Genomic DNA, 20,282 nt, shown 5'->3' with positions numbered 1-20,282 from the left:
CGCGAGCGCCGTGGTCCAGTAACCGGTGCCGGCGGCAACTTCCAGCACCGACCGGCCGGCGACGAGCGGCGGCAGGAGGGCCCGCAGGCGGGCCAGGTCCTCCTGCCGTTCCGGCTTGTCGTACACCGCGTCGTACTCCTGGGCACGCTCGCGGTAGTAGTCGGCGAGCTCACTCACGGGTTCGGAGTTTCGGTGCCAGGTTCGGTGCCAGCTTCGGTGTCAGCAGGAACGCCCCGGCGTAGAGCAGCGCGGCGATGATCAGCAGGCCGTGGAAGCCGATGATCAGCGCGGCGTACTCCAGGCAGCCGCCGAGCATCGCGCCGAGCAGGTTCGCGCCGAACGACGCCGTCCCGTCGGCGGTGTCGGTGAACCGCTTCGCGAAGATCACGTTCGCCGCGAAGATCGGCGTGAACGCGATCAGTACGGCGACCAACGCCCGTAGCCCGACCGGCATCGACAACAGCCAGCTGTCCGGGAACACCCACGACAACGCGAGCCCGCCGAACAGGATCGCGAACATCACCTTGATCGGTGGTGTCTTGAACCGCCTCGTCACTTCGACCGCCGCGAGCACCGCCACCAGCACCCCGGCGAAGACGATCGCGTTCACGACCCACGTCGTACCGAACAGCAACGCGAAGCCGGTGATGCTCTTGGTTTCCAGCAACATGAACCCGGCGCCGAGCAGGAACAGGTCCGCGTACGGGCGCATCCGCCGGTACGACGCGCCGCCGCCCGCGATCCCGACACCGACGAGGCCGGCGACCAGGATCAACCCGAGCGTCACCAGGTACAGCGACGGGATCCGGTCGGTGAACAGGTACAGGAACGGGCGGTTGTCGGTCGCGGGCGGCGGCGTCTGCGCGGTCGCCCCCGGCCATTCGGCGGCACACGTCTGGTCCTGCTCGGTCAGACCGACCGTGACCACTGCCTGCTGCAGGCCGTCGCCGATCTTGTCGACACACGGCTTGTGGCCGAACGCCTGCTCCGCCGTCGACGCCAGCCGGTCGATCAGCCAGGTCTCGCGGTAGTAGTTGTACATAGCGAACGCGCCACCCGGGTTCAGGTGCTCCTTCGCGGACTCGAACGCCTGCTGGGTGAACAGGTAGCTCTCCAGCCGCAGCGAGCTCGCGCCGTTCACCAGCGTCAGCGAGTCCGGCAGCGCCAGCAGGATCAGGTCGTACTTCTTGTCCGTCCGGGACAGGAACGCGCGCCCGTCGTCGATGTGCGAGCTCACCCGCGGGTCCTGGTACGGACGGTCCGGGTGCAGCGCCTTGCCGAGGTCGCGGATCCGCGGGTCGATCTCGACCGCGTCGACGTGCTGCGCGCCCTTCTTCAGCGCGATCGCCACGTCCGAGCCGGAACCGGCGCCGATGATCAGCACGTTCTTCGGCTGCTTGCCGGCGTTCGCCCGCTCGTACGGCAGCCCGTACTGCGGCTCCCACTGCAGCCGCGCGTCGGCCGGGATCGCCTGCTGGTGCGGTACGCCGTTCACGGTGATGGTCAGCAGCGGCACACCCTCCCAGGTGTACTGCTTGGTCTGCACCTTGTAGTACGGCGACCAACTGTTGTCGGGCTTGGTCGACTCGTGGAACAGCACGCCGAGCATCACGATCAGCGGCGACAGCACGAGCGCGGCACTGACACCGGTCGCGACCGCGCGGCGGCCGGAGAACGCCGCGGACCGCGGGATCATCAGCGCGGCGAACGCGAGCGTGACGATCAGCCCCCACCAGATCGGCGGCGCGCCCAGGAACGACAGCCCCGTGAACGCCGCGATCCCGACCAGGCTGCCGACCAGGTCGAACCGGTACGCCGTCAGGCGCGGCAACTCCCCGAAACAACGGCCGACCAGCTCGGCCGGACCGGCCAGCACCACGGCGGCCGCGACGAAGATGACCGGCAGGATCACCCAGACCGGCGGGCCGGTGGTGTTCAGGCTGGTGAAGTAGATGACGCTGGACGAGCTGCCGCGATTGACGGTGACCGGCTTCCACGCGATCACCAGGACGAGCAGGCCCAGCATGATCGGCGAGTAGTACGGCAGCCGTTTGGCCCGTCCGGAGCGGAGCACGCCGATCCCGATCCCGAGGAACGAGCCGAGCAGCACGAAGTTCGAGAAGTAGCTGAGATGGACGACGTTCGAGCCGGTCCAGCGGATCAGCGCGAGCTCGACGAACAGCATCAGCGCACTGGACGCGACCAACCGGGTCCGAACTCCGAACGGGCTCGGCCAACCGGTTGTGACGACTTGATCAGTAGCGGAGTCGACTGCCATGCGGGGCGACGTTACCGGATATCGAAGTGGTCTGCGTCACCCCGCAGGCATCGTCACCGTATGTCAGTGGCGGCGGGCCGGCTTGGGGAGTTCGCAGCCCGTCTTGTTCAGGTCGATGGTGCGGTTCGCGGTCAGGCAGGTGTAGAGCCACCAGGTCTGCTGGCCGTACGCCGCGCCCTGGTCGACCGTGACGTTGCCGTCGGCGTCCACCTCGCACGGGTTGTTGATCGTGCACTGCTGTCCGTCCTCGTTACCGGTGTTGTTGACCCCGATGACCTCGCCGGTCGAGGTGCTGACCACGGGCGATCCCGACGTACCGCCGATGGTCTCGCAGCCGGGCTGCTGGTACTTGATCGAGTTCTGCCAGGTCCAGTCGCCTTCGCGGAGCTGCGGGATCGTCGCCTGCACCGAGCAGGTGTAGATCCGCTTCCAGTACCCCGACACGACCGCCATGCCGGCGCCGTCCGCGGGGCCTTGTTTGGCCAGCGTCAGCGGGGTCACGTTCAGGCGGGTCTTGATCGAGGCATAGGTCTCGTTGACCTGGTAGACGATCATGTCGGTCTTGGTCATCGTGCCGAACAGGATCTTCTCGGCGCGGATCGTCCCGGCCCGGCTCGAGTCCGGCTTGAGCAGCGTGATCGAGCGCGTCGACGTCTTGTTCACCAGGACCTGGCCGGGCTGCAGGAAGCCACCCTCGTAGCAGTGCCCGTTGGTCAGTACCAGGGCCTTGTCGGTGGAGACCGACTCGGCGTACCGAACGAGGGAGGCGGAGCAGTTGCTGAGCGCTGCGATCCCGGTGAAGTCGGCGCCGGGTGCCGCGGCGTGGGCGGAGCTCGTGCCGAGGAGGGTGGTGCTCGCGACCGCGGTGGCAGCCAGAAGCGTACGGAACAGTTTCATGGGGCGGTTTCCTCACTGTTTGGGCTTGAAGACTTCGTAACGCATCCCGCCGCCGCCGACCATCACAGCCGTGTGAAGCAGGGTGAGATCAGGGGTTTTCCTGCGCTCCGTGTCAGGACTGCTACTCTTCGTCTCCGGATCCGCCCGGTCTCGAACCAACGCCTGCCCCGGCACGTCATACGGAGTGACGAGGAACGACAAGGTACGGTCGGCAGTGCCCGCCCGGAGGACTGCGTTGGATTTTCAGGGGAAGGACGTCATGCCGCAGGAGAAGCCAGACCTGCGCAATCTCCGCGAACCGGTGCGGTTCAAGCGTGCGCTGGCCTTGCTGTTCATGACCCTGGTGCTGCCCGGGTCGGCCCAGATCGTAGCGGGCAGCCGGAAGGCCGGCCGCTGGGCCTGGCGGGTGGTCGCCGGCCTGGTCGCGATCGTGGTCTTCTTCATCGTGCTCGGCCTGATCTGGCGGTCCGGCACGATCAACATCCTGGCCCGCCCGGGCACCCTGCGGATCGTCCAAGTGCTGCTGATCGTGCTCGCGATCGGCTGGGCCGCGCTGTTCGTCGACGCGTACCGGATCGCGCAGCCGCTGACGCTCGAGCGCAACCACCGGCTGATCGCCAGCATCCTCGACGGCGTGCTGATCTTCGTCGTCGTCGGCGCCCTGATCTACGCCAGCGTGATCGTGAACACCCAGCGCGACTTCGTCGCCAGCGTGTTCGGCAACGGGCAGAAGTCGAAGGCCGAGAAGGGCCGCTACAACGTGCTGCTGATGGGCGGCGACTCCGGCGCGGACCGGATCGGCACCCGGCCGGACAGCATGACGGTGGCCAGCATCGACGCGGACACCGGCCGGACGGTCCTGATCGGCCTGCCGCGGAACCTGGCCAAGGTCCCGTTCCCGGCCGGTACGGCGATGGCCAAGCAGTTCCCGGACGGCTTCCACTGGAAGAACTGCGGCGCCGAGTGCCTGCTGAACGCGGTCTACACCTACGCCGCCGGTCACAAGAACCTGTTCCCCGGCGACCCGAACCCCGGTGAGACCGCGACCACCCAGGCCGTCGAGGCGGTCACCGGGCTGAAGATCAACTACTACGTGCTGATCGACCTGGCCGGCTTCCGCGACCTGCTGAACGCGGTCGGCGGGATCACGCTGGACATCGGCAAGCGGGTCCCGATCGGCGGCGGCAGCTCGCCGATCAAGGGCTACATCGAGGCCGGCAAGAACCAGCACCTGGACGGGTACCACGCGCTCTGGTTCGCCCGGTCCCGGGCCGAGTCGTCGGACTACGAGCGGATGGCGCGGCAGAAGTGCGTGATGTCCGCGATGCTCAACCAGCTGTCGCCGTCGACCGTGCTGACCAAGTTCCAGGGCATCGCGTCGGCCAGCAAACAGGTGGTCAAGACGAGCATCCCGGCGGGCGAGCTGGGCACCTTCACGGATCTCGCGCTGGACGCGAAGAAGCTGCCGGTGTCAAGCTTCTCCGCGGTCCCGCCGTTGATCCACACCGGCGACCCGGACTTCGCGCTGATCAGGACCAAGGTCGCGGAGGTGATCGCGAAGTCCGAATCGCTGGACAAGGAGGGCTCGGGAGGAGACGGTAAGACTTCGAGCACTCCGAGTAGCAGCAAGCCGACCAGCAGCAGTACCACGAAGAAGCCGAGCACGAGTACCACGAAGAAGCCGACAAGCTCACCGACCACACCCGCCACCGGCGTCGACGACGTCGCATCGATCTGTAAGGCCTGACCTGATATGCCGCTGTCCCACTGGCCACCTGTGTCTGTCGTGATGCCCGTGCTGAACGAGGAACGCCATCTCGAGGAGGCGGTCGGCCGCGTCCTCGACCAGGACTACCCCGGTGACCTGGAGGTCGTCCTCGCGATCGGCCCGAGCAAGGACCGGACCCAGGAGATCGCGGACAAGCTGGCCGAGAAGGACCACCGGATCAGCATCGTGCCGAACCCGACCGGCAAGACACCGGCCGCGCTGAACGTCGGGATCGCGCACGCCAAGCACGACATCCTGGTCCGCGTCGACGGGCACGGCGCGCTCACCGACGGGTACATCACCCGCGCCGTCGAGGTGCTGGAGGAGAGCGGCGCGGACAACGTCGGCGGCGTGATGGCCGCCGAGGGCCGGACCCCGACCGAGATGGCGGTCGCCTGCGCGTACCGCTCCCGGCTGGGCCTGGGCGCGTCCACGTTCCACCAGGGCGGCACGGCCGGCCCGGCCGACACCGTGTACCTCGGCGTGTTCCGGCGGGCCGCGCTGGAGCGGGTCGGCGGCTTCGACGAGACCATGCACCGCGCCCAGGACTGGGAGCTGAACTACCGGATCCGCAAGACCGGCGGCCTGATCTGGTTCAGCCCGGACCTGTCCGTCACATACCGGCCGCGCTCCTCGCTGTCCGCGGTGGCCAAGCAGTTCTTCCACACCGGCCAGTGGCGCCGCGAGGTGATCCGCCGGCACCCGGAAACCGCCAGCAAGCGCTACCTGGCACCGCCGGTCGCGGTCATCGGTCTGGCCGTCGGCACGATCCTCGGCATCATCGGCCTGGCCACCGGCATCAGCTGGCTCGACATCGGCTTCCTGGCCCCGCTGGGCTACGCACTACTGCTCATCTTCGGCTCCGCGATGGAAGGCCGCTACCTGCCCTGGAAAGCGCTCTTCTGGATGCCACTGGTCTGCGCAACCATGCACGTCTCCTGGGGCCTCGGCTTCCTGATCGGCCTCCGCGAACGCCCCAAGGCCGTCTAGCCCGCTCGGGTGGACTTGATGTAGGCCGCGACGACCTCGTCGACCGGGCCGTCGAGCTTCAGTACGCCCGCGTCCAGCCAGAGGGCGCGGTTGCAGGTCTCCTGGACCACGTCGAGGCTGTGGCTGACCAGGAACACCGTGCCGGCCTGGTCGCGGAGCTCCTTGATCTTGCGCTCCGACCGGACCCGGAACTCGGCGTCGCCGGTCGCCAGCGCCTCGTCGACGAGCAGGATGTCGTGCGTCTTCGCCGACGCGATCGCGAACTTCAGCCGGGCCGCCATGCCGGAGGAGTACGTCGACATCGGCAGGTCGATGAAGTCGCCGATCCCGGAGAAGTCGACGATCTCGGCGTACCGGCGCCGGATCTCGTCCCCGGACATCCCCATCGCCAGACAGCCGAGGACGACGTTGCGGTCGCCGGTGAGGTCGTTCATCATCGCCGCGTTGACGCCGAGCAGCGACGGCCGGCCGCCGGTGTAGACGGCCCCGGACGCGGGCGGCAGCAGGCCGGCGATCGCGCGCAGCATCGTCGACTTCCCGGAGCCGTTGCGCCCGATCACGCCGATCGCGTCGCCCTTGTACGCCGTGAAGCTGACTCCTTTGACCGCGTGCACCTCGCGGATCGTCGGCCGGTCCTGGCGCTTCACGATCCGGCGCAGCGCGGTCGCCGCCGTGCCCTTGCCGCCTTGGCCGGCGATCACCTTGTAGATGATGTCGAGGCGGTCGGCGATGACCGTCGGTTCAGCCTCGGCCATAGCGGTCCTCCGCCTGCCAGAAGTACACGAAACCGGCCGCGAGCATCACGAACGACCAGATGATCGCGATCGTCCACGCGTGCGGCAGCTGGTTCGCCTCGTGTTCGGAGAGCAGCGAACGCCGGACGATGTCGATGTACGCCGAGATCGGGTTGAGCGCGAGCACCTTGATCACCCAGCCGGGCGCGTCGACCTGGGCGAGTTTGGCCGGCAGCGAGAAGAAGATCCCGGACGCGTACAGCCAGGTCCGGGTGATGAACGGCAGCAGCTGGGTGATGTCGGAGACGAACGTCCCGATCCGCGCGAAGACCAGCGTGATCCCGACGTTGAACATCACCTGCAGCAGCATCGCCGGGACGACGAGCAGCCAGCGCCAGGCCGGGCCGTCGGTGAAGCCGACGACCACGAACAGGATGCCGAGCGACACCAGCATCTGGTTCAGCTCGTTCAGCACGTAGGCCAGCGGCAGAGTCGCGCGCGGGAAGTGCAGGGTGCGGATCAGGGACAGGTTCAGGGCGAGCGAGCGCGACCCTTCGGTCATGCAGCGCTGCGTGAACGTGAAGACGAAGATCCCGCTGAGCAGGAAGGCGACGTAGTTGTCGATCCCGTTCTTCGTGCCGAGCAGCACACCGAAGGCGAGGTAGTACACCGCCGCGTTGAGCAGCGGGGTCAGTACCTGCCAGATCGATCCGAGGCGCGCTCCGGCGTACATCGCATAGGTGCGGGCGGCGGCGTAGCTGACGACGAACTGGCGCCGGCTCCACAACTCCTGCAGGTACGCCCCGAACGGCGGCCGCACCGAACTCCTGGAGAGCCCATGACGTCGAGCCAGCGCCGCTGCGTCGGTCACCCCTGTCTGCTCTGCGGCGGTCGGCATTGCGCCAATGTACTGCGGTGGGTGACGTCGTGGTGACTCAGGTCAGGCCACTAAGCGGGCTCTCAGCTTGTCCAGGTCGGCCGCGGTCAGACCACCGTGCCGCAGGTATGCCTCCGGTCCACCGTACCGGTCGTCCAGATGCCGCAGGATCGCGACGATCGACTCGGCGCGGGTGTCGCGGAACTCGATCATCTCCGGGTGCCTGGACGCGTTCGGTTCCTCGGCGAGTTGCTCGGCCAGCCAACCCGCGAGCCGCGACTGGGTGAGGTAGTAGTCGGCGACGATCTCCTCCTCGGGGACGCCGGCCACGCTCAACGCCAGCGCCACGACCATGCCGGTGCGGTCCTTGCCGCCGTGGCAGTGCACGACCACCGCGCCGTCCGGCTCGTCCGCGATCGCCTTCACCGCGGCTGCGAACAACTCCGGGCGCTGGTCCAGCATCCACGTGCACGCCTCGACGATGGTCGGCTGCCCGTGGTCCGGGTCCGCCGGGTCGGCCAGCCGCTGCCGCACCGCCAGCGCCGTACCGGTGAACGGCGTCGGCGCGATCGCGACCTCACCGTCGCCGCGCAGGTCGAGGATCCTGCTCACGCCGGACCGCCGGACGGCCTCGACGCCGTCCGCGGTCAGGTACTGCAGGCTGTCCGCACGGATCAGCACGCCCTCGCGCACCGCCCGCCCGTCACCGGTCGGCAGGCCGCCCACGTCGCGGACGTTGCGGCACCCGGGCCAGTCGAGATCCATCGCCGTCACCTGTCCTGCGGCCGGTCGTCGGAGCGGTCGTCGGGTCGATCCTGCGGGCGGTCCGGATTGGGCCCCGGGTGGTACGGCGGTGGCGGCGGGAAGGTGTGCTGCTGCTGCGGCGGCATCGGCGGGTAGTAGTTGCCTGGGGCACCGGGCTGCCCAGGGAAGGTGTTCGCCGGGCGTTTGCGCCGGGCGGCCTTGACCGCGCCGACGGTGAGCAGCGTGATGCCGAGCCCGATGAAGATCAGGAACGAGAAGACGGTGCCGAGGATCGAGAGCACGAACGCGACCACCGACGACCGCGGCCCGGCCGCGTACGTCGCGCTGGTCTCGTCGTCGGTGCACGAGATGCTGTAGTCCCCGGCCGGCACGGTCTGCGTCGACCGGGCGACGACGTACCAGCTCTCGCCGTTGATCGTGATCGTCTCCGACCCGCTCGGCGGCTTGATCGGTACGTCGTTGCCGTTCGCGTCCTGGACCTCGCACGGCGGGGTCAGCACGGGGACCGACGCGTAGATCGTCAGTCCTTCTTTCGTCAGGTGGACGACACCGTCCTCGATCGGCTGCGGTGTCCGCGGCGCGGTGACGACGATCCGCCAGACGAAGAACCCCACCACGATCGCGCCGATCACGAAACAGGCGACCGCGAGCTTCGGCAGAACCGACTTCTTGGGCGCTTCGGGTGCCGGCGGATACATCGTCATACCCGCACGGTAGCCGCTACGAGGGCTGACGGGTGAGCGTCAGGTCGTCGCCGTAACCGGATCCGGCGCCCGCGCGGGTGAAGCAGTACACGGTCGCGGTCGTGCTGCTCAGGCCCGCTCGACGGGTAGAGCACCGGCGAGACAGCGTACGCGCGGAGGCGATCACGCTCAGGTGCACTACCCAGCCTGCGGACACCTCCTGTCCGCCTTGTCGGCTCAGGGCACGCCGAGCAGGCGGAGGCCGGCGGCGGTGGCGGCGGCTGCGACCACGACGAGGACGAACGGTGCTCGGCGCCAGGCCAGCACACCGCCTACCAGTACGCCGGCCGGGCGCGCGACGCCTGCCGGACCGTGGCCGTCCGTCAGGGCGGACGTGGCCACCAGCGCGGTGAGCAGGATGATCGCGGCCGCGGCGAGCAGTTGCTGCGCCCGCTCCGGCACCTCGAACCGGCTCCGCAACGCCGGCCCCGCGAACCGCAGCGAAAAGGTGCCTACGGCAAGTATTCCGATGCCGATCAGCAGCAGTGGTGTGTTGTTCATCGGGTGACCTCCACGGCCGGCTTCTCGGCGCGGTAGAACAGCAGGCCCACCAGGGCGAACAGAACCGGCAGACCGGCCGGCAGGAACGGCGTTACCGCCAGCGCGACCACGACACCGACGAGAGCCGCCGTTCGCGTCGACCGATCCCGCAGCGCGGGCAGCACCAGCGCCAGCAGTACGGCCGGGAACGCCGCATCCAGACCGAACACGTCGGTGTCGGTGATCACCGAGCCGGCGAGGCCGCCGGCGACGACGCCGATGTTCCAGCAGACGAAGATCCCCAGGCCACCGGCCCAGTACGCCGCCCGCTTGTGCTTCAGGTCGTCCTGGCCCATCGCGAACGCGACGTTCTCGTCGGTCATCACGTGACTGCCGAGCCAGCGCCGCCACCCGCCGCCGATCACGTCGCTCACCGCCAGCCCGAACGGGACGTGCCGGCTGTTCACCAGCAGACCCGCGACCATCGCCGCGATCGGACTCCCGCCGGCCGCGACGATCCCGACGAACAGGAACTGCGACGCGCCCGCGAAGACCACGACCGACAACAGGATCGGCACCCACAACGGCAGCCCGCCGCCGACGCTGATCGCGCCGTACGACAGCCCGACGACACCGTCGGCCAGGCAGACCAGGCCGATGTCGCGGGCGAGTCCCGGATCGAGTGTTCGCCAGATCGAACGCATGGGCATTATGATGAACACCTCGCCACGCGTTCGTCAAGCCGAACAAATAGACCGATGGAGCGAACAATGGACTCCCGCGCACCCTTGGACGTCATCGCCGCATCCCTCCGCCGGCACCGGGCCCGGGCCGGCCTGTCGCTGACCGAGGTCGCGAAGCGCGCCGGGGTCGCCAAGTCCACGCTGTCGCAACTCGAGTCCGGTACCGGCAATCCGAGCGTCGAAACCCTGTGGGCGCTGGCCGTCGCACTCGACACCCCGTTCGCCGCGCTGCTCGACCCGCCGCGCCCGAAGGTGCAGATCATCCGCGCCGGCGAGGGTCCGGCGATCTACTCCGACCACGCCGACTACAGCGCCACACTGGTCGCGTCCAGCCCGCCGAACGCGCGCCGCGACATCTACCGCATCGTCGCCTCGCCGGGCCCCGGCCGGAAGTCGGAGCCGCACATGCCCGGCGTCGTCGAGCACGTCGTCCTCGGCTCCGGCCGCGCCCTCGTCGGCCCGCTCGACGACCCGGTCGAACTCCGCCCCGGCGACTACATCGCCTACCCCGGCGACCTCCCGCACATCTTCCAGGCCCTCGAGGACGGCACGGCGGCAACGCTCGTTTCCGAGCACGTGTAACGTTAACTGCTCACCTCTGGACATTTGTGTGCAGTTCTGCGCATCATCAGCTCAGAGAGCTCTCTGGTCGAAGTCCGCCCCACTTCGCTTGGAGGTAACACCCCGATGAGACTCAAGTCCTTGCTGGTGTGCGCCCTGCTCGGCCTCGCGGCCGCCCTGGTTCCGACCTCGCAGGCCGCCGCCGTCGGCGTCACACCCGGCACCTACGTCAACTACACGTTCGACACTCCGTCACTCACCCAGGCCGAGTTCCGGATGACGATCAATGCCTCCCCCGGTCGCGCGAACGTCTACTGGTCCAACCAGTTCGCCTTCACCGGCGGCGACGTCGGCGGGTACACCGGCATGCAGACCCACCGCGACGGCGGCGGCATGTTCCTGTACTCGCTCTGGAACTCCACCGACTGGAAGGCCGGGGACGCCGGCACCTACTGCATCCGCTTCCAGGAGGACGGCACCGGCGGCAGCTGCCGCCTCGACCAGGCCCCCACCGCGGGCCACACCTACGCGTTCGCCGTCGCGAGCGAAGGCAGCGGCTGGTACGGCGTGACGGTCCGCGACCTGACCGCCGGTACGTCGTTCAAGCTCGGCAGCCTGCAGACGGGATCCGGCAACACCATCAGTACGTCGGGCATGGTCAGCTGGACCGAGTACTTCGACTGGAACAACGACAAGGCGACCTGCGACGACGAGCCGTACTCGAAGCTGACGATGAGCGCGCCGACCAGCGGCAGCCTCACCGCCCACTTCACCGGCACGTCGGAGAGCAGCGGTTGCGCCGCCGACAGCCAGGTCACCCTGAACGGCTCGACCGCCGTGCAGGAGAACGGCATCGGCAACTCGGCGTCGGGCGACATCCGCGGCAGCGGTGGCTGCCTGGATGTCTCCGGCTCCGACGGGACGACGATCCTGCTGTACAGCTGCACCGGCGGGAACAACCAGAACTGGGTGCACGCGCAGAACAGCACGTTCCACGCCCTGTTCAGTTGCCTCGACGCGAGCGCCACGCAGGCCGGCTCGGTGATCCTCTACAGCTGCCACGGCGGCACGAACCAGCAGTGGACACTGCCCGGCGACGGCACGATCCGCAGCGGCGGCCGCTGCCTCACCGCGCCGGCCACACTCGGCAACGCCGTAACCGTTGCTACATGCAACAACTCGGCCGCGCAGCGCTGGACGTTCTGAAAACACCGCGACGCCCGGGACAGCGATCCCGGGCGTCGCGAAGTACCACTGCTAGATCTTGCGGCCGACCGCGCCGACGATGCACTCCTCGACCTGGTTCAGCGGCTTGAGCCGCGGGCCGTCCGGCCACCAGTCGTCGCAGAGCACCAGGCCCGGGTCGACCAGCTCCTGGCCGGGGAAGAACTCCATCAGTTCCGCGCGGGTGCGGAACCTGCCGCTGCCCATCGGGCTGTGGATGAACTTCTCCTCCATCTGCTGGGCGACCGCCGAGTGCTCCGGAGTCTCCGGGTCGAAGAAGTGCGAAATCGCCGTGTACGACCCGGGCACCACCGCGTCGACGTACTTCTGCATGATCTGCGCACCTTCGGTGCCGATGTAGTGGTGCAGCGTGCCGGCCTGCATCACCGCGATCGGCTGGCTGAAGTCCAGGAAGTCCCGGACCTCGGGCTTGCTCAGCACCTCGTCCGGGTCGAAGATGTCGGCGCTGACGAACAGGGTGTTCTCGTTCTCCTCCAGCAGCGCCCGGCCGTGCGCGAGCACCACCGGGTCGTTGTCGATGTAGAGCACCTTCGCCTCCGGCACGAGCCGCTGGACGACCTGGTGGGTGTTCTCGGCGGTCGGCAGGCCGGACCCGCAGTCGAGGTACTGCGTGATCCCCGCCTGGCCGGCCAGGAACCGGCAGGCGCGGATCAGGAAGTTCCGGTTCGACCAGGCCAGGTCCTGGGCCTGCGGCGCGGCGGCCTGGACCCCACGCAGCACCTCGCGGTCGACCTCGAAGTTGTCCTTGCCGCCCAAGAAGGCGTCGTAGACCCGGGCGATGCTGGCCCGGGTGGTGTCCACGCCGACCGGGATCGAACTGGGTGCCTTGGTGGCGTCGACCATCAGTAGAACCTCGCAGAGGGTGATCGGGGAGTCTGTGCGTCCGACTCTACTGACCGTAGGGCGACATGAACACACCGTGCAGGCCCGGTGCGGGATCGCGATCTGTTGTGAAATGATCAGCTGTTGGTAACGGACACACGGCGGGGAGGCGAGCGGGTGACCGAGCCGGGCGCGTACGGCGGCCCGACCGCCCTGCGCATCATGCTCGGCGTGCACCTGCGCCGGCTCCGTGAGGGCGCGGGCGTCAGCCGCACCGACGCGGGCTGGGCGATCCGCGGCTCGGAGTCCAAGATCAGCCGCCTGGAGCTCGGCCGGGTCGGGTTCAAGGTGCGCGACGTCGACGACCTGCTGACGCTCTACAAGCTCGACGACCCCGAGGAACGCGAGCGCCTCCTCAGACTGGCCACGGAAGCGAACAACCCGGGCTGGTGGCAACGGTACGACGACCTGACGCCGCAGTGGTTCCACTCCTATCTCGGCCTGGAGATGGCGGCCGATCTGATCCGTACGTTCGAGTTGCAGTTCATCCCGGGACTCCTGCAGACACCGGACTACGCGCGCGCCGTCGTCCAGCTCGGCCGTCAGGACCAGGCGTTCTCGCGGGCGGAGCAGGATCGCCTCGTGTCGTTGCGGATGAGCCGCCAGGACGTGCTGACGAGGCAACGGCCTGCCCGGCTGTGGGCGGTCGTCGACGAGGCGGTACTGCGCCGCCCGATCGGCAGCCGAGCGATTCTCAAGGCGCAGTTGGAGCACCTGATCGACGCGGCGCGCCGGCACAACGTGACGCTGCAGATCATCCCGTTCGAGAAGGGCGGGTACACGGCGACCGGCGGTGCGTTCACGCTGCTGCGGTTCAACGACCCCGACCTGCCGGACATCGTCTACATCGAGCACCTGACCAGCGCCGTCTACCTGGACAAGCGCGAGGAACTCGACACGTACGTCGTCACCATGGACGCACTGTCGATCACCGCGGCCCAGCCCCGCGAGACCGAATCCATCCTCCGCCGGGCGATCGCGGAGCTCGACTAGCGAGGTTGTGCGCCGGGGCCCGGCCGGAAGGCGACCTCGCGGGGGCCCGGCTCGTGGCCGGCCTCGCACTGCATGACCACCGTGACGCGCTCGCCGCAGTCGCCGCGGTGGCGGGGCTCGATCGGCGGGCCGTCGTCGAGCGGCAGGTACTGGTCGGCCCACTGGATCATCGCGACCAGCACCGGGTAGAGATCGAGCCCTGCCTGGGTCAGCCGGTACTCCGAGCGCTCCCGCTGACCGGGCAGGCGGTACGGATGGCGGCGGATCAGGCCGCGCTCGATCAGCGCGGCGAGCCGCTCGGTCAGCACCTGCCGCGGGATGCCGGCCCGCGCGCGGATGTCCTCGAACCGGCGGACGCCGACGAAGACCTCGCGCAGGACGTGAAACGTCCACTTGTCGCCGAGGATGTCCATCGTCCGGGAGATCGTGCAGTTCTCCGTGGACCAGCTCATCGCCTCGGGCAACTGTTCGCCGACCGCCATGCTCATACCCCGATGATAAGTCCACTTGACAGACTCAGCCAAGTGGAGCAAGGCTGAATCCGTGAATCAGACTCAGGCGATACCGCCACTCGTCCGCCGCGCCGGCGAACCCGACGCGGACGAGCTGGCGCGGATGCTGTCCGGGCTGACTGACCTCAGCCGCTACTTCCGGTTCCAGACCGCGATCGGTTCGCCGCCGCGGCAGTCGTTGCTGCTGCGGATGCTCTGCCCGACCGGCGCCGCGTTCGTCGCGACCCGGGCCGGCGCGATCGTCGGCCACGCGATGTGGGCCTGGGCGCCCGGCGGGTCGACCGCCGAGCTGGCGGCCGTGATCGCCGAGAACGACCAGCGCCGGGGCCTCGGCATCCGGATGCTGTCGATCGCGGCCGCCGACGCGATCGCCGCCGGCGCCACCCACTTCCTGTTCGTCGTGAGCGCCGCCAACGACCGCACGATCCGGATGATCCGCCGCCGCTGGCCGGACGTCACCGCCGAGCGCGACGGCGCGCTGGTGAACTTCGTCGCCCCGGCCCGGCTACCGAACCAGCCGGAAGAACGCCCGGATGTCATCGACCAGGAGGCCGGGAGCCTCGAGGGCGGCGAAATGGCCGCCCCGGGTGAACTCCGACCACTGGACGATGTGGTGCCGGCGGTCTAGGACCCGGCGGATCGCGGGGTCGGTAGGAAAGACGGCGACACCGGTCGGCACACCGGGGCGTACGTCGTCCGCGGCCGAGCGGTTCTCGTAGTACAGGTTGGCGGACGTGGCGCTGGTGTTGGTGAACCAGTAGATCGACACGTCCGTGAGCAGGTGGTCGAGGTCGACCGCGTCCTCGGGGAGCTCGCGGGCCGGATCGGTCCACTCCCAGAACTTCTCCAGGATCCAGGCCAGCTGCCCGACCGGCGAGTCGCTCAGTCCGAACGACACGGTCTGCGGCCGCGTGCCCTGCAGGTCGGCGTACCCGGTGCCGATCGCGCGCAACCGCTCGGCGGCCGCGAGACGCTCGCGCTCGGTCTCGTCCAGCTGCTCGCGATCACCGGGTTCGAGCGGCGGGAACGCCAGTCCCCCGTTGATGTGGACGCCGGCTACGTGCGCCGGATCCACCTGCCCGACCAGGGGTGACACGACCGATCCGGTGTCGCCGCCCTGTGCGCCGTACCGCTCGTAGCCCAGCCGGCGCATCAGCTCCGCCCATGCGTGGGCGATCCGCGTGTGGTTCCACCCGAACGTCAACGGGACCGAGAACCCGTGCCCGGGCACGGACGGCGCGACGACGTGGAACGCGTCGCGCGGATCCCCGCCGTACGCCGCCGGGTCGGTCAAGGGCCCGAGCACGTCCAGGAACTCCGCGACCGACCCGGGCCACCCGTGCGTCACGATCAACGGCAAGGCGCCAGGCTCCGGCGACCGCGCGTGCAGGAAGTGGATCGTCTGCCCGTCGATCTCGGTCGTGTACTGCGGATACTCGTTCAGCCGTGCCTCCCAGACCCGCCAGTCGTACGCCGCCCACCGCTCGGCCACGGTCCGCAGGTACTCGACCGGAACCCCACGCACCCATCCACTCGACGGTAATTGGCGAGGCCAACGAATCCGCACCAGCCGCTCCCGCAGGTCCGCGACGTCCGCCTCGGGCACGGCGATCCGGAACTCAGAGATCATGGGCCCGCTCGTGCAGCGGCTCGTAGAGCCCGACCTCGCCACCGCCCGGCAGCCGGAACGCCGTCAGCACACCCCACCGCTGCCGCTCCACCGGTCGCACGAACTCCACACCCCGCGCGGACAGCTCCGCCATCGTCCGCTCGAGGTCGTCGCACATCAGCAGCAGCTCGTGCGACGCGGCCTCCGCCGGGTGCATCGCGACCTCGGCCGGCGGCAGCTTGAAGATCAGCCAGCCGTGTCCGGCATCGATCGACGGATACTCCAGCACGTCGCGGAAGAACGCGCGATCCGCGTCGGCGTCCGTGCTGTAGATGATCACATGCGCTCCGTTGATCATCTTCAGCACAGTAGCCGGGAATACGGACATTCCGGTGGCGAGTTGGCACCAACATGATCCTCGTGACGGGCGCCGGCGGGAACGTCGGGCGTGAGCTGACCGCGCTCCTACCGGACGCCAAGACGCTGGATCGCAGAGCGGGCGCCGATCTCGCGAAGCCGGAGACGCTCGACCTGGACGGCGTCGACTCGGTGTTCCTGATCTGGCCTTTCCTCACGTCCGACGGCGCGCCCGCGGCGCTGGCGAGGATCGCGGAGCGGGCGCGGCGGGTCGTGTACCTGTCGTCGTCGGCGGTCCGGTTCGGCGCCGGCACCGATCCGATCACCCGGCTGCACGCTGATCTGGAGGCAGCAGTGCAGGCATCGGGGCTGGAATGGACGATCCTGCGCGCGGACACGTTCGCGTCCAACGCGCTCGGCTGGGCGGGTCAGCTCCGCGCCGGTGACGTCGTCCGCGGACCAGACAGCGCAGCCACGGCGGTGATCGATCCCGCCGATATCGCCGCGGTCGCCGCCGCCGTACTGCGTGATCCACGACCCAGCACCACCTTCACCCTGACCGGGCCCGAGGTGCTCAGCCGAACCGATCAGGTGCGGATCCTCGGTGCCGCGCTCGGGCGCGAGCTGAGGTTCGAGGCGTCGCCGTACGACGACGCGCGGGCGCGGCTGCTCGCGGACGGTCGCCCGCCGGCGCTCGTCGAAGCGCTGATCGGCAGTGCCGAGAATCGTCCGGCGTCCGACCTGGTCTCCACGACCGTCGAGGACGTCACCAGCCGGCCTGCAGGCAGCTTCCGCGCCTGGGCCGACCGGAATCTCGGCGCGTTCGGCTGATCAGTCCTCGACGACGAGCGCGAGGGCCGGGCAGACGTCCGCGGCCTGGTGGACGTCGGCCTGCAGCGTCCCGGACCACGACCAACGCTCACGAAGTCACCGGTGCGGTCAGCAGCCCGACGATGCCGTCGATCAGCCCGTCGGCCATCTCCTGCCAGGTCGCTCGTGCGGTCGGTCGGCCCTCGGCCAGCGCGAGCTCGAACTCGGCGGTCATCTGGATGATCAGGTGCCGGGCCATGTCGCCGCGCTCGATCCGCACCGCCGGCGGCAGTTCGGCGAGATGCTCACCGAGGCCGTCGACGACCCGCTGCAGCGACGGCGAGGTCCGCGACTCCTGCAGCTGGATCTCCCGCAACGCCGGATCGTTCATCAGCTGCGCACTGAACCGCGCCAGCCAACTCGGCGTACCCAGGCTGCCCATGTGATCGGTCGCGGACCGGACCAGGACCGTCACCCAGTCCCGCACGTCCGGGTCGGCGCCGAGCTCTGCGATCAGTTCCCGGCGGCGCGCCTCGACCCGCTCGGCGTGTTTGCGCACGATCGCGCGGACCAGATCGGTCTTGGTCCCGAAGTGGTACCCGACCGCGGTGTTGTTGCCCTGACCGGCCGCCTCGCTGATCTGCCGGTTCGACACGTCGTGCACACCGCGCTCGGCGAACATCCGCTCCGCCGTCGCCAGGATCAGGTCTCGCGTCGCGTTCACCCGCGCCGCCCGGACTGTCTTCGCCATCATCATCACCAGATCACCCTTACCTCCCGCAGCCCGCGGACGAGTAGCCCCTCGACGAGCTGGTCACTATCGGCCACAGCTCACCACCTCCGCGTGGTTGCCCTTCCAGCTTCCCTCGGAGGCTTGTTTAAGTCAACTGCCTGACTTAGTCTTTGGTTGCAGAAACCAACTATCTATCTCAGCCCGGAGGCTGCTGATGTCCGCAACTCCCACCGTGCGTGCCGGTGCCGTCGTACCGGTGCTCGCCTCGGCCGGTATCACGGTCGCCCTGATGCAGACCCTGGTGATCCCGCTCGTCCCGGAGCTGCCGCGGCTGCTGCACGCCTCGGCCGCCGGGACCGCCTGGGCGATCACGGCCACCCTGCTCGCGGCCGCGGTCGCGACGCCGATCATGGGCCGCCTCGGCGACATGTACGGCAAGCGCCGGATGCTGCTGATCAGCATCGGCCTGCTGGTCGCGGGCTCGGTCGTGGCCGCGCTCAGCAGCTCCTTGATTCCGATGATCGCCGGCCGCGCCCTGCAGGGCCTGGCCGCCGGCGTCATCCCGCTCGGCATCAGCATCATGCGCGACGAACTACCGCCCGAGAAGGTCGGCACGGCGGTCGCTCAGATGAGCGCTTCACTCGGAGTCGGCGGCGCCCTGGGCCTGCCCGCGGCCGCGTTGCTGGCCGAGAACTTCAACTGGCACACGCTGTTCTGGCTGTCGGCCGTGCTCGGCGCGATCGTCTTCGTGCTGGTCGTGCGGTTCGTTCCCGAGTCCGCGGTGCGGTCCGGCGGGCGGTTCGACGTCCCCGGCGGGGTCGGGCTGTCAGTCGGACTGATCTCGTTGCTGCTGGCAATCTCTCAGGGTGCGAGCTGGGGCTGGGCCAGTGGCCGGACACTCGCGTTGTTCGCGCTCGCGGTGGTCGCGCTGCTCGCCTGGGGCTGGTGGGAGACGCGAACCACGGAGCCGCTCGTCGACCTGCGAACCACCGCCCGCCCGCAGGTGCTGCTGACGAACCTGGCGTCGATGGTGTTCGGATTCGCGATGTTCGCCATGTCGCTGGTGCTGCCGCAGCTGCTGCAGATGCCGAAGGCAACCGGTTTCGGCCTCGGTCAGTCGATGCTGGCGTCCGGTCTGGTAATGGGCCCGTCGGGTCTGGTCATGCTCGTCGCCGCTCCGTTCTCGGCGAAGATCTCGAAGACTCGCGGCCCAAAGGTCACGCTGATGCTCGGCGCGCTGGTCGTGGCGGCCGGCTACGGCGTCGGCAGCGTGCTGATGGGTTCGGTCTGGGAGCTGGTCCTGGTCTCGCTGCTGATCGGCGCGGGCATCGGCCTGGCCTACGGCGCGATGCCCGCGCTGATCATGAGCGCCGTACCGGTCTCGGAGACCGCGGCCGCGAACAGCTTCAACACCCTGATGCGGTCGATCGGGACCTCGGTGTCCAGCGCGGTCGCCGGCGTGATCCTGGCGAACCTCACGATCAGCCTGGGCGGCTACACCCTGCCGTCGCAGAGTGGCTTCCGGGTCGTCCTGCTGATCGGCGCCGGCGCCGCCCTCACCGCCCTCGCCGTCGCCTCCTTCATCCCCACCCGCCGCGAGCGGCTCGACAGTACGTATACGTCCACTGCCGAAACCGCCACGCTCAGCGGCGCGACCGATCGGGCCTAGTGGGCGTATACGTACTGTCCTGCCGCACCTACAGGAAGGCGAGGGTGCGCTCGAGGAGGAGCTTGGCGGCAGCCTCGTCGTAACCGGGGAGGGACGAGTCGGCGAACAGGTGCTCCTTGCCGGGGTAGAGGAACAGCTCGGCGGTGCCGACGGCGGCGACCAGGGCGCGGGCAGCGTCCAGGTCGCCGCCTTCCTCGCTGAAGAACGGGTCCGCGTCCATGCCGTGGATCTGCACCGGCACCCCGTCCGGCCAGCTACCGAACTCCTCGACCGGGAGGCATGAGTAGTAGAACAGCGCCCCGGTGGCGCCCGGCCGGGTCTGCGCCAACTGCTGGGCGGGGACGACGCCGAGCGAGAAACCGGCGTACACGACGTTCGCCGGCAGGTCCTGCGCCGCCTCGACGCCACGCTCCGCGATCTTTCCGAACCCGGTGGCCCGCGCGTAGTCCATGCCTTCGTCGAGGGTCGCGTAGGTGTTGCCCTCGTAGAGATCCGGCGTGTGGACCGTATGGCCCGCCTGCCGGAGCTCCTCGGCGAACGCCTTCACCCCGTCGGTCAGCCCCTGCGAGTGGTGGTACAGCACGACCTCGGCCATCATCAGCTCCAATGATCCAAATATCTCGAACAATCGGCGAT

21 protein-coding genes and 1 pseudogene are annotated in these 20,282 nt (G+C 69.0%); 8 read left to right on the top strand and 14 right to left on the bottom strand.

Translation table 11 applies throughout. From position 1 onward, the window contains the following. Positions 1 to 169: 169 nt before the first annotated feature. Both ACWEOO_RS25490 and ACWEOO_RS25485 read right to left on the bottom strand, forming a co-directional pair. On the bottom strand, positions 170 to 2,185 hold the full coding sequence (locus ACWEOO_RS25490; protein ID WP_363710484.1) for a spermine/spermidine synthase domain-containing protein: 2,016 nt from the start codon (positions 2,183 to 2,185) through the stop codon (positions 170 to 172). 156 nt (positions 2,186 to 2,341) lie between these two features. Beyond that, positions 2,342 to 3,175 (bottom strand): S1 family peptidase, encoded by an 834-nt coding sequence (locus tag ACWEOO_RS25485; protein ID WP_452145139.1) that lies wholly within the window; start codon positions 3,173 to 3,175, stop codon positions 2,342 to 2,344. A 259-nt stretch (positions 3,176 to 3,434) separates the two neighbouring features. Here ACWEOO_RS25485 and ACWEOO_RS25480 point away from each other — a divergent pair, with 259 nt between their 5' ends. Together ACWEOO_RS25480 and ACWEOO_RS25475 are read left to right on the top strand one after the other, a co-directional pair. Then, entirely contained in the window at positions 3,435 to 4,922 is a 1,488-nt protein-coding gene (locus ACWEOO_RS25480; RefSeq protein WP_452145138.1) for an LCP family protein, read from the top strand. Positions 4,923 to 4,928: 6 nt separating this feature from the next. Then, positions 4,929 to 5,933 (top strand): glycosyltransferase family 2 protein, encoded by a 1,005-nt coding sequence (locus ACWEOO_RS25475; RefSeq protein ID WP_452145137.1) that lies wholly within the window; start codon positions 4,929 to 4,931, stop codon positions 5,931 to 5,933. Here the strand turns inward: ACWEOO_RS25475 and ACWEOO_RS25470 are convergent. From ACWEOO_RS25470 to ACWEOO_RS25445, 6 genes are all read right to left on the bottom strand, one after another. Continuing rightward, positions 5,930 to 6,688 (bottom strand): ABC transporter ATP-binding protein, encoded by a 759-nt coding sequence (locus tag ACWEOO_RS25470; RefSeq protein WP_363710480.1) that lies wholly within the window; start codon positions 6,686 to 6,688, stop codon positions 5,930 to 5,932. The two genes, ACWEOO_RS25475 and ACWEOO_RS25470, sit on opposite strands and share 4 nt — an antisense overlap. Further along, positions 6,675 to 7,565, bottom strand: a complete 891-nt coding sequence (locus tag ACWEOO_RS25465; RefSeq protein ID WP_452145136.1) for an ABC transporter permease — start codon at positions 7,563 to 7,565, stop codon at positions 6,675 to 6,677. The genes ACWEOO_RS25470 and ACWEOO_RS25465 overlap by 14 nt, the downstream gene beginning before the upstream one ends. Positions 7,566 to 7,607: 42 nt before the next feature. Next, a complete protein-coding gene (locus tag ACWEOO_RS25460) occupies positions 7,608 to 8,309 on the bottom strand; it encodes a tyrosine-protein phosphatase (protein ID WP_452145135.1) in 702 nt (233 codons plus the stop codon). A 5-nt stretch (positions 8,310 to 8,314) separates the two neighbouring features. Next, the gene (locus ACWEOO_RS25455; RefSeq protein ID WP_452145134.1) at positions 8,315 to 9,013 is read right to left on the bottom strand and encodes a hypothetical protein; all 699 of its coding nucleotides are present in this window, start codon (positions 9,011 to 9,013) and stop codon (positions 8,315 to 8,317) included. Positions 9,014 to 9,229: 216 nt separating this feature from the next. Continuing rightward, the gene (locus ACWEOO_RS25450) at positions 9,230 to 9,553 is read right to left on the bottom strand and encodes an AzlD domain-containing protein (RefSeq protein ID WP_359935236.1); all 324 of its coding nucleotides are present in this window, start codon (positions 9,551 to 9,553) and stop codon (positions 9,230 to 9,232) included. Continuing rightward, entirely contained in the window at positions 9,550 to 10,236 is a 687-nt protein-coding gene (locus ACWEOO_RS25445; protein WP_452145133.1) for an AzlC family ABC transporter permease, read from the bottom strand. Before ACWEOO_RS25445 ends, ACWEOO_RS25450 begins: the two co-directional genes overlap by 4 nt. Before the next feature lie 54 nt (positions 10,237 to 10,290). Here ACWEOO_RS25445 and ACWEOO_RS25440 point away from each other — a divergent pair, with 54 nt between their 5' ends. Both ACWEOO_RS25440 and ACWEOO_RS25435 read left to right on the top strand, forming a co-directional pair. Continuing rightward, positions 10,291 to 10,857 carry a helix-turn-helix domain-containing protein gene (locus ACWEOO_RS25440; protein ID WP_359935232.1) on the top strand — a complete coding sequence of 189 codons (567 nt, stop codon included), beginning with the start codon at positions 10,291 to 10,293 and terminating at the stop codon, positions 10,855 to 10,857. 105 nt (positions 10,858 to 10,962) lie between these two features. Then, the gene (locus tag ACWEOO_RS25435; protein ID WP_452145132.1) at positions 10,963 to 12,042 is read left to right on the top strand and encodes a ricin-type beta-trefoil lectin domain protein; all 1,080 of its coding nucleotides are present in this window, start codon (positions 10,963 to 10,965) and stop codon (positions 12,040 to 12,042) included. 51 nt (positions 12,043 to 12,093) lie between these two features. Here ACWEOO_RS25435 and ACWEOO_RS25430 read toward each other — a convergent pair whose 3' ends face one another. Continuing rightward, a complete protein-coding gene (locus ACWEOO_RS25430; protein ID WP_452145131.1) occupies positions 12,094 to 12,924 on the bottom strand; it encodes an SAM-dependent methyltransferase in 831 nt (276 codons plus the stop codon). A 156-nt stretch (positions 12,925 to 13,080) separates the two neighbouring features. Here ACWEOO_RS25430 and ACWEOO_RS25425 point away from each other — a divergent pair, with 156 nt between their 5' ends. Then, positions 13,081 to 13,956 (top strand): helix-turn-helix domain-containing protein, encoded by an 876-nt coding sequence (locus tag ACWEOO_RS25425; RefSeq protein ID WP_359935226.1) that lies wholly within the window; start codon positions 13,081 to 13,083, stop codon positions 13,954 to 13,956. On the opposite strand, the gene ACWEOO_RS25420 is transcribed toward ACWEOO_RS25425, so the two are convergent. Beyond that, positions 13,953 to 14,444 (bottom strand): winged helix-turn-helix transcriptional regulator, encoded by a 492-nt coding sequence (locus tag ACWEOO_RS25420; RefSeq protein WP_452145130.1) that lies wholly within the window; start codon positions 14,442 to 14,444, stop codon positions 13,953 to 13,955. The two genes, ACWEOO_RS25425 and ACWEOO_RS25420, sit on opposite strands and share 4 nt — an antisense overlap. A gap of 127 nt (positions 14,445 to 14,571) precedes the next feature. Here ACWEOO_RS25420 and ACWEOO_RS25415 point away from each other — a divergent pair. Then, positions 14,572 to 14,895: pseudogene (locus ACWEOO_RS25415) on the top strand (GNAT family N-acetyltransferase); the annotation flags it as partial. 78 nt (positions 14,896 to 14,973) lie between these two features. Here the strand turns inward: ACWEOO_RS25415 and ACWEOO_RS25410 are convergent. Both ACWEOO_RS25410 and ACWEOO_RS25405 read right to left on the bottom strand, forming a co-directional pair. Beyond that, a complete protein-coding gene (locus tag ACWEOO_RS25410) occupies positions 14,974 to 16,098 on the bottom strand; it encodes an epoxide hydrolase family protein (protein WP_452145129.1) in 1,125 nt (374 codons plus the stop codon). Next, complete coding sequence (locus ACWEOO_RS25405; protein ID WP_452145128.1) at positions 16,088 to 16,435, bottom strand: VOC family protein; 348 nt, start codon at positions 16,433 to 16,435, stop codon at positions 16,088 to 16,090. The genes ACWEOO_RS25410 and ACWEOO_RS25405 overlap by 11 nt, the downstream gene beginning before the upstream one ends. A gap of 53 nt (positions 16,436 to 16,488) precedes the next feature. Here ACWEOO_RS25405 and ACWEOO_RS25400 point away from each other — a divergent pair, with 53 nt between their 5' ends. After that, positions 16,489 to 17,265, top strand: a complete 777-nt coding sequence (locus ACWEOO_RS25400; protein WP_452145127.1) for a nucleoside-diphosphate sugar epimerase — start codon at positions 16,489 to 16,491, stop codon at positions 17,263 to 17,265. 88 nt (positions 17,266 to 17,353) lie between these two features. Here the strand turns inward: ACWEOO_RS25400 and ACWEOO_RS25395 are convergent, their stop codons facing one another. Continuing rightward, positions 17,354 to 17,995, bottom strand: a complete 642-nt coding sequence (locus ACWEOO_RS25395) for a TetR/AcrR family transcriptional regulator (protein ID WP_452145126.1) — start codon at positions 17,993 to 17,995, stop codon at positions 17,354 to 17,356. Positions 17,996 to 18,191: 196 nt separating this feature from the next. Here ACWEOO_RS25395 and ACWEOO_RS25390 point away from each other — a divergent pair, with 196 nt between their 5' ends. After that, the gene (locus ACWEOO_RS25390) at positions 18,192 to 19,646 is read left to right on the top strand and encodes an MFS transporter (protein WP_452145125.1); all 1,455 of its coding nucleotides are present in this window, start codon (positions 18,192 to 18,194) and stop codon (positions 19,644 to 19,646) included. 28 nt (positions 19,647 to 19,674) lie between these two features. Here ACWEOO_RS25390 and ACWEOO_RS25385 read toward each other — a convergent pair whose 3' ends face one another. Further along, positions 19,675 to 20,274: a dienelactone hydrolase family protein gene (locus ACWEOO_RS25385; protein ID WP_452145124.1), complete on the bottom strand. Its 600-nt coding sequence runs from the start codon at positions 20,272 to 20,274 to the stop codon at positions 19,675 to 19,677. Between the last annotated feature and the right edge of the window lie 8 nt (positions 20,275 to 20,282).

The sequence above is a fragment of the Kribbella sp. NPDC004138 genome, assembly GCF_053603655.1.
This window is presented reverse-complemented; position numbering and strand designations above follow the sequence as displayed.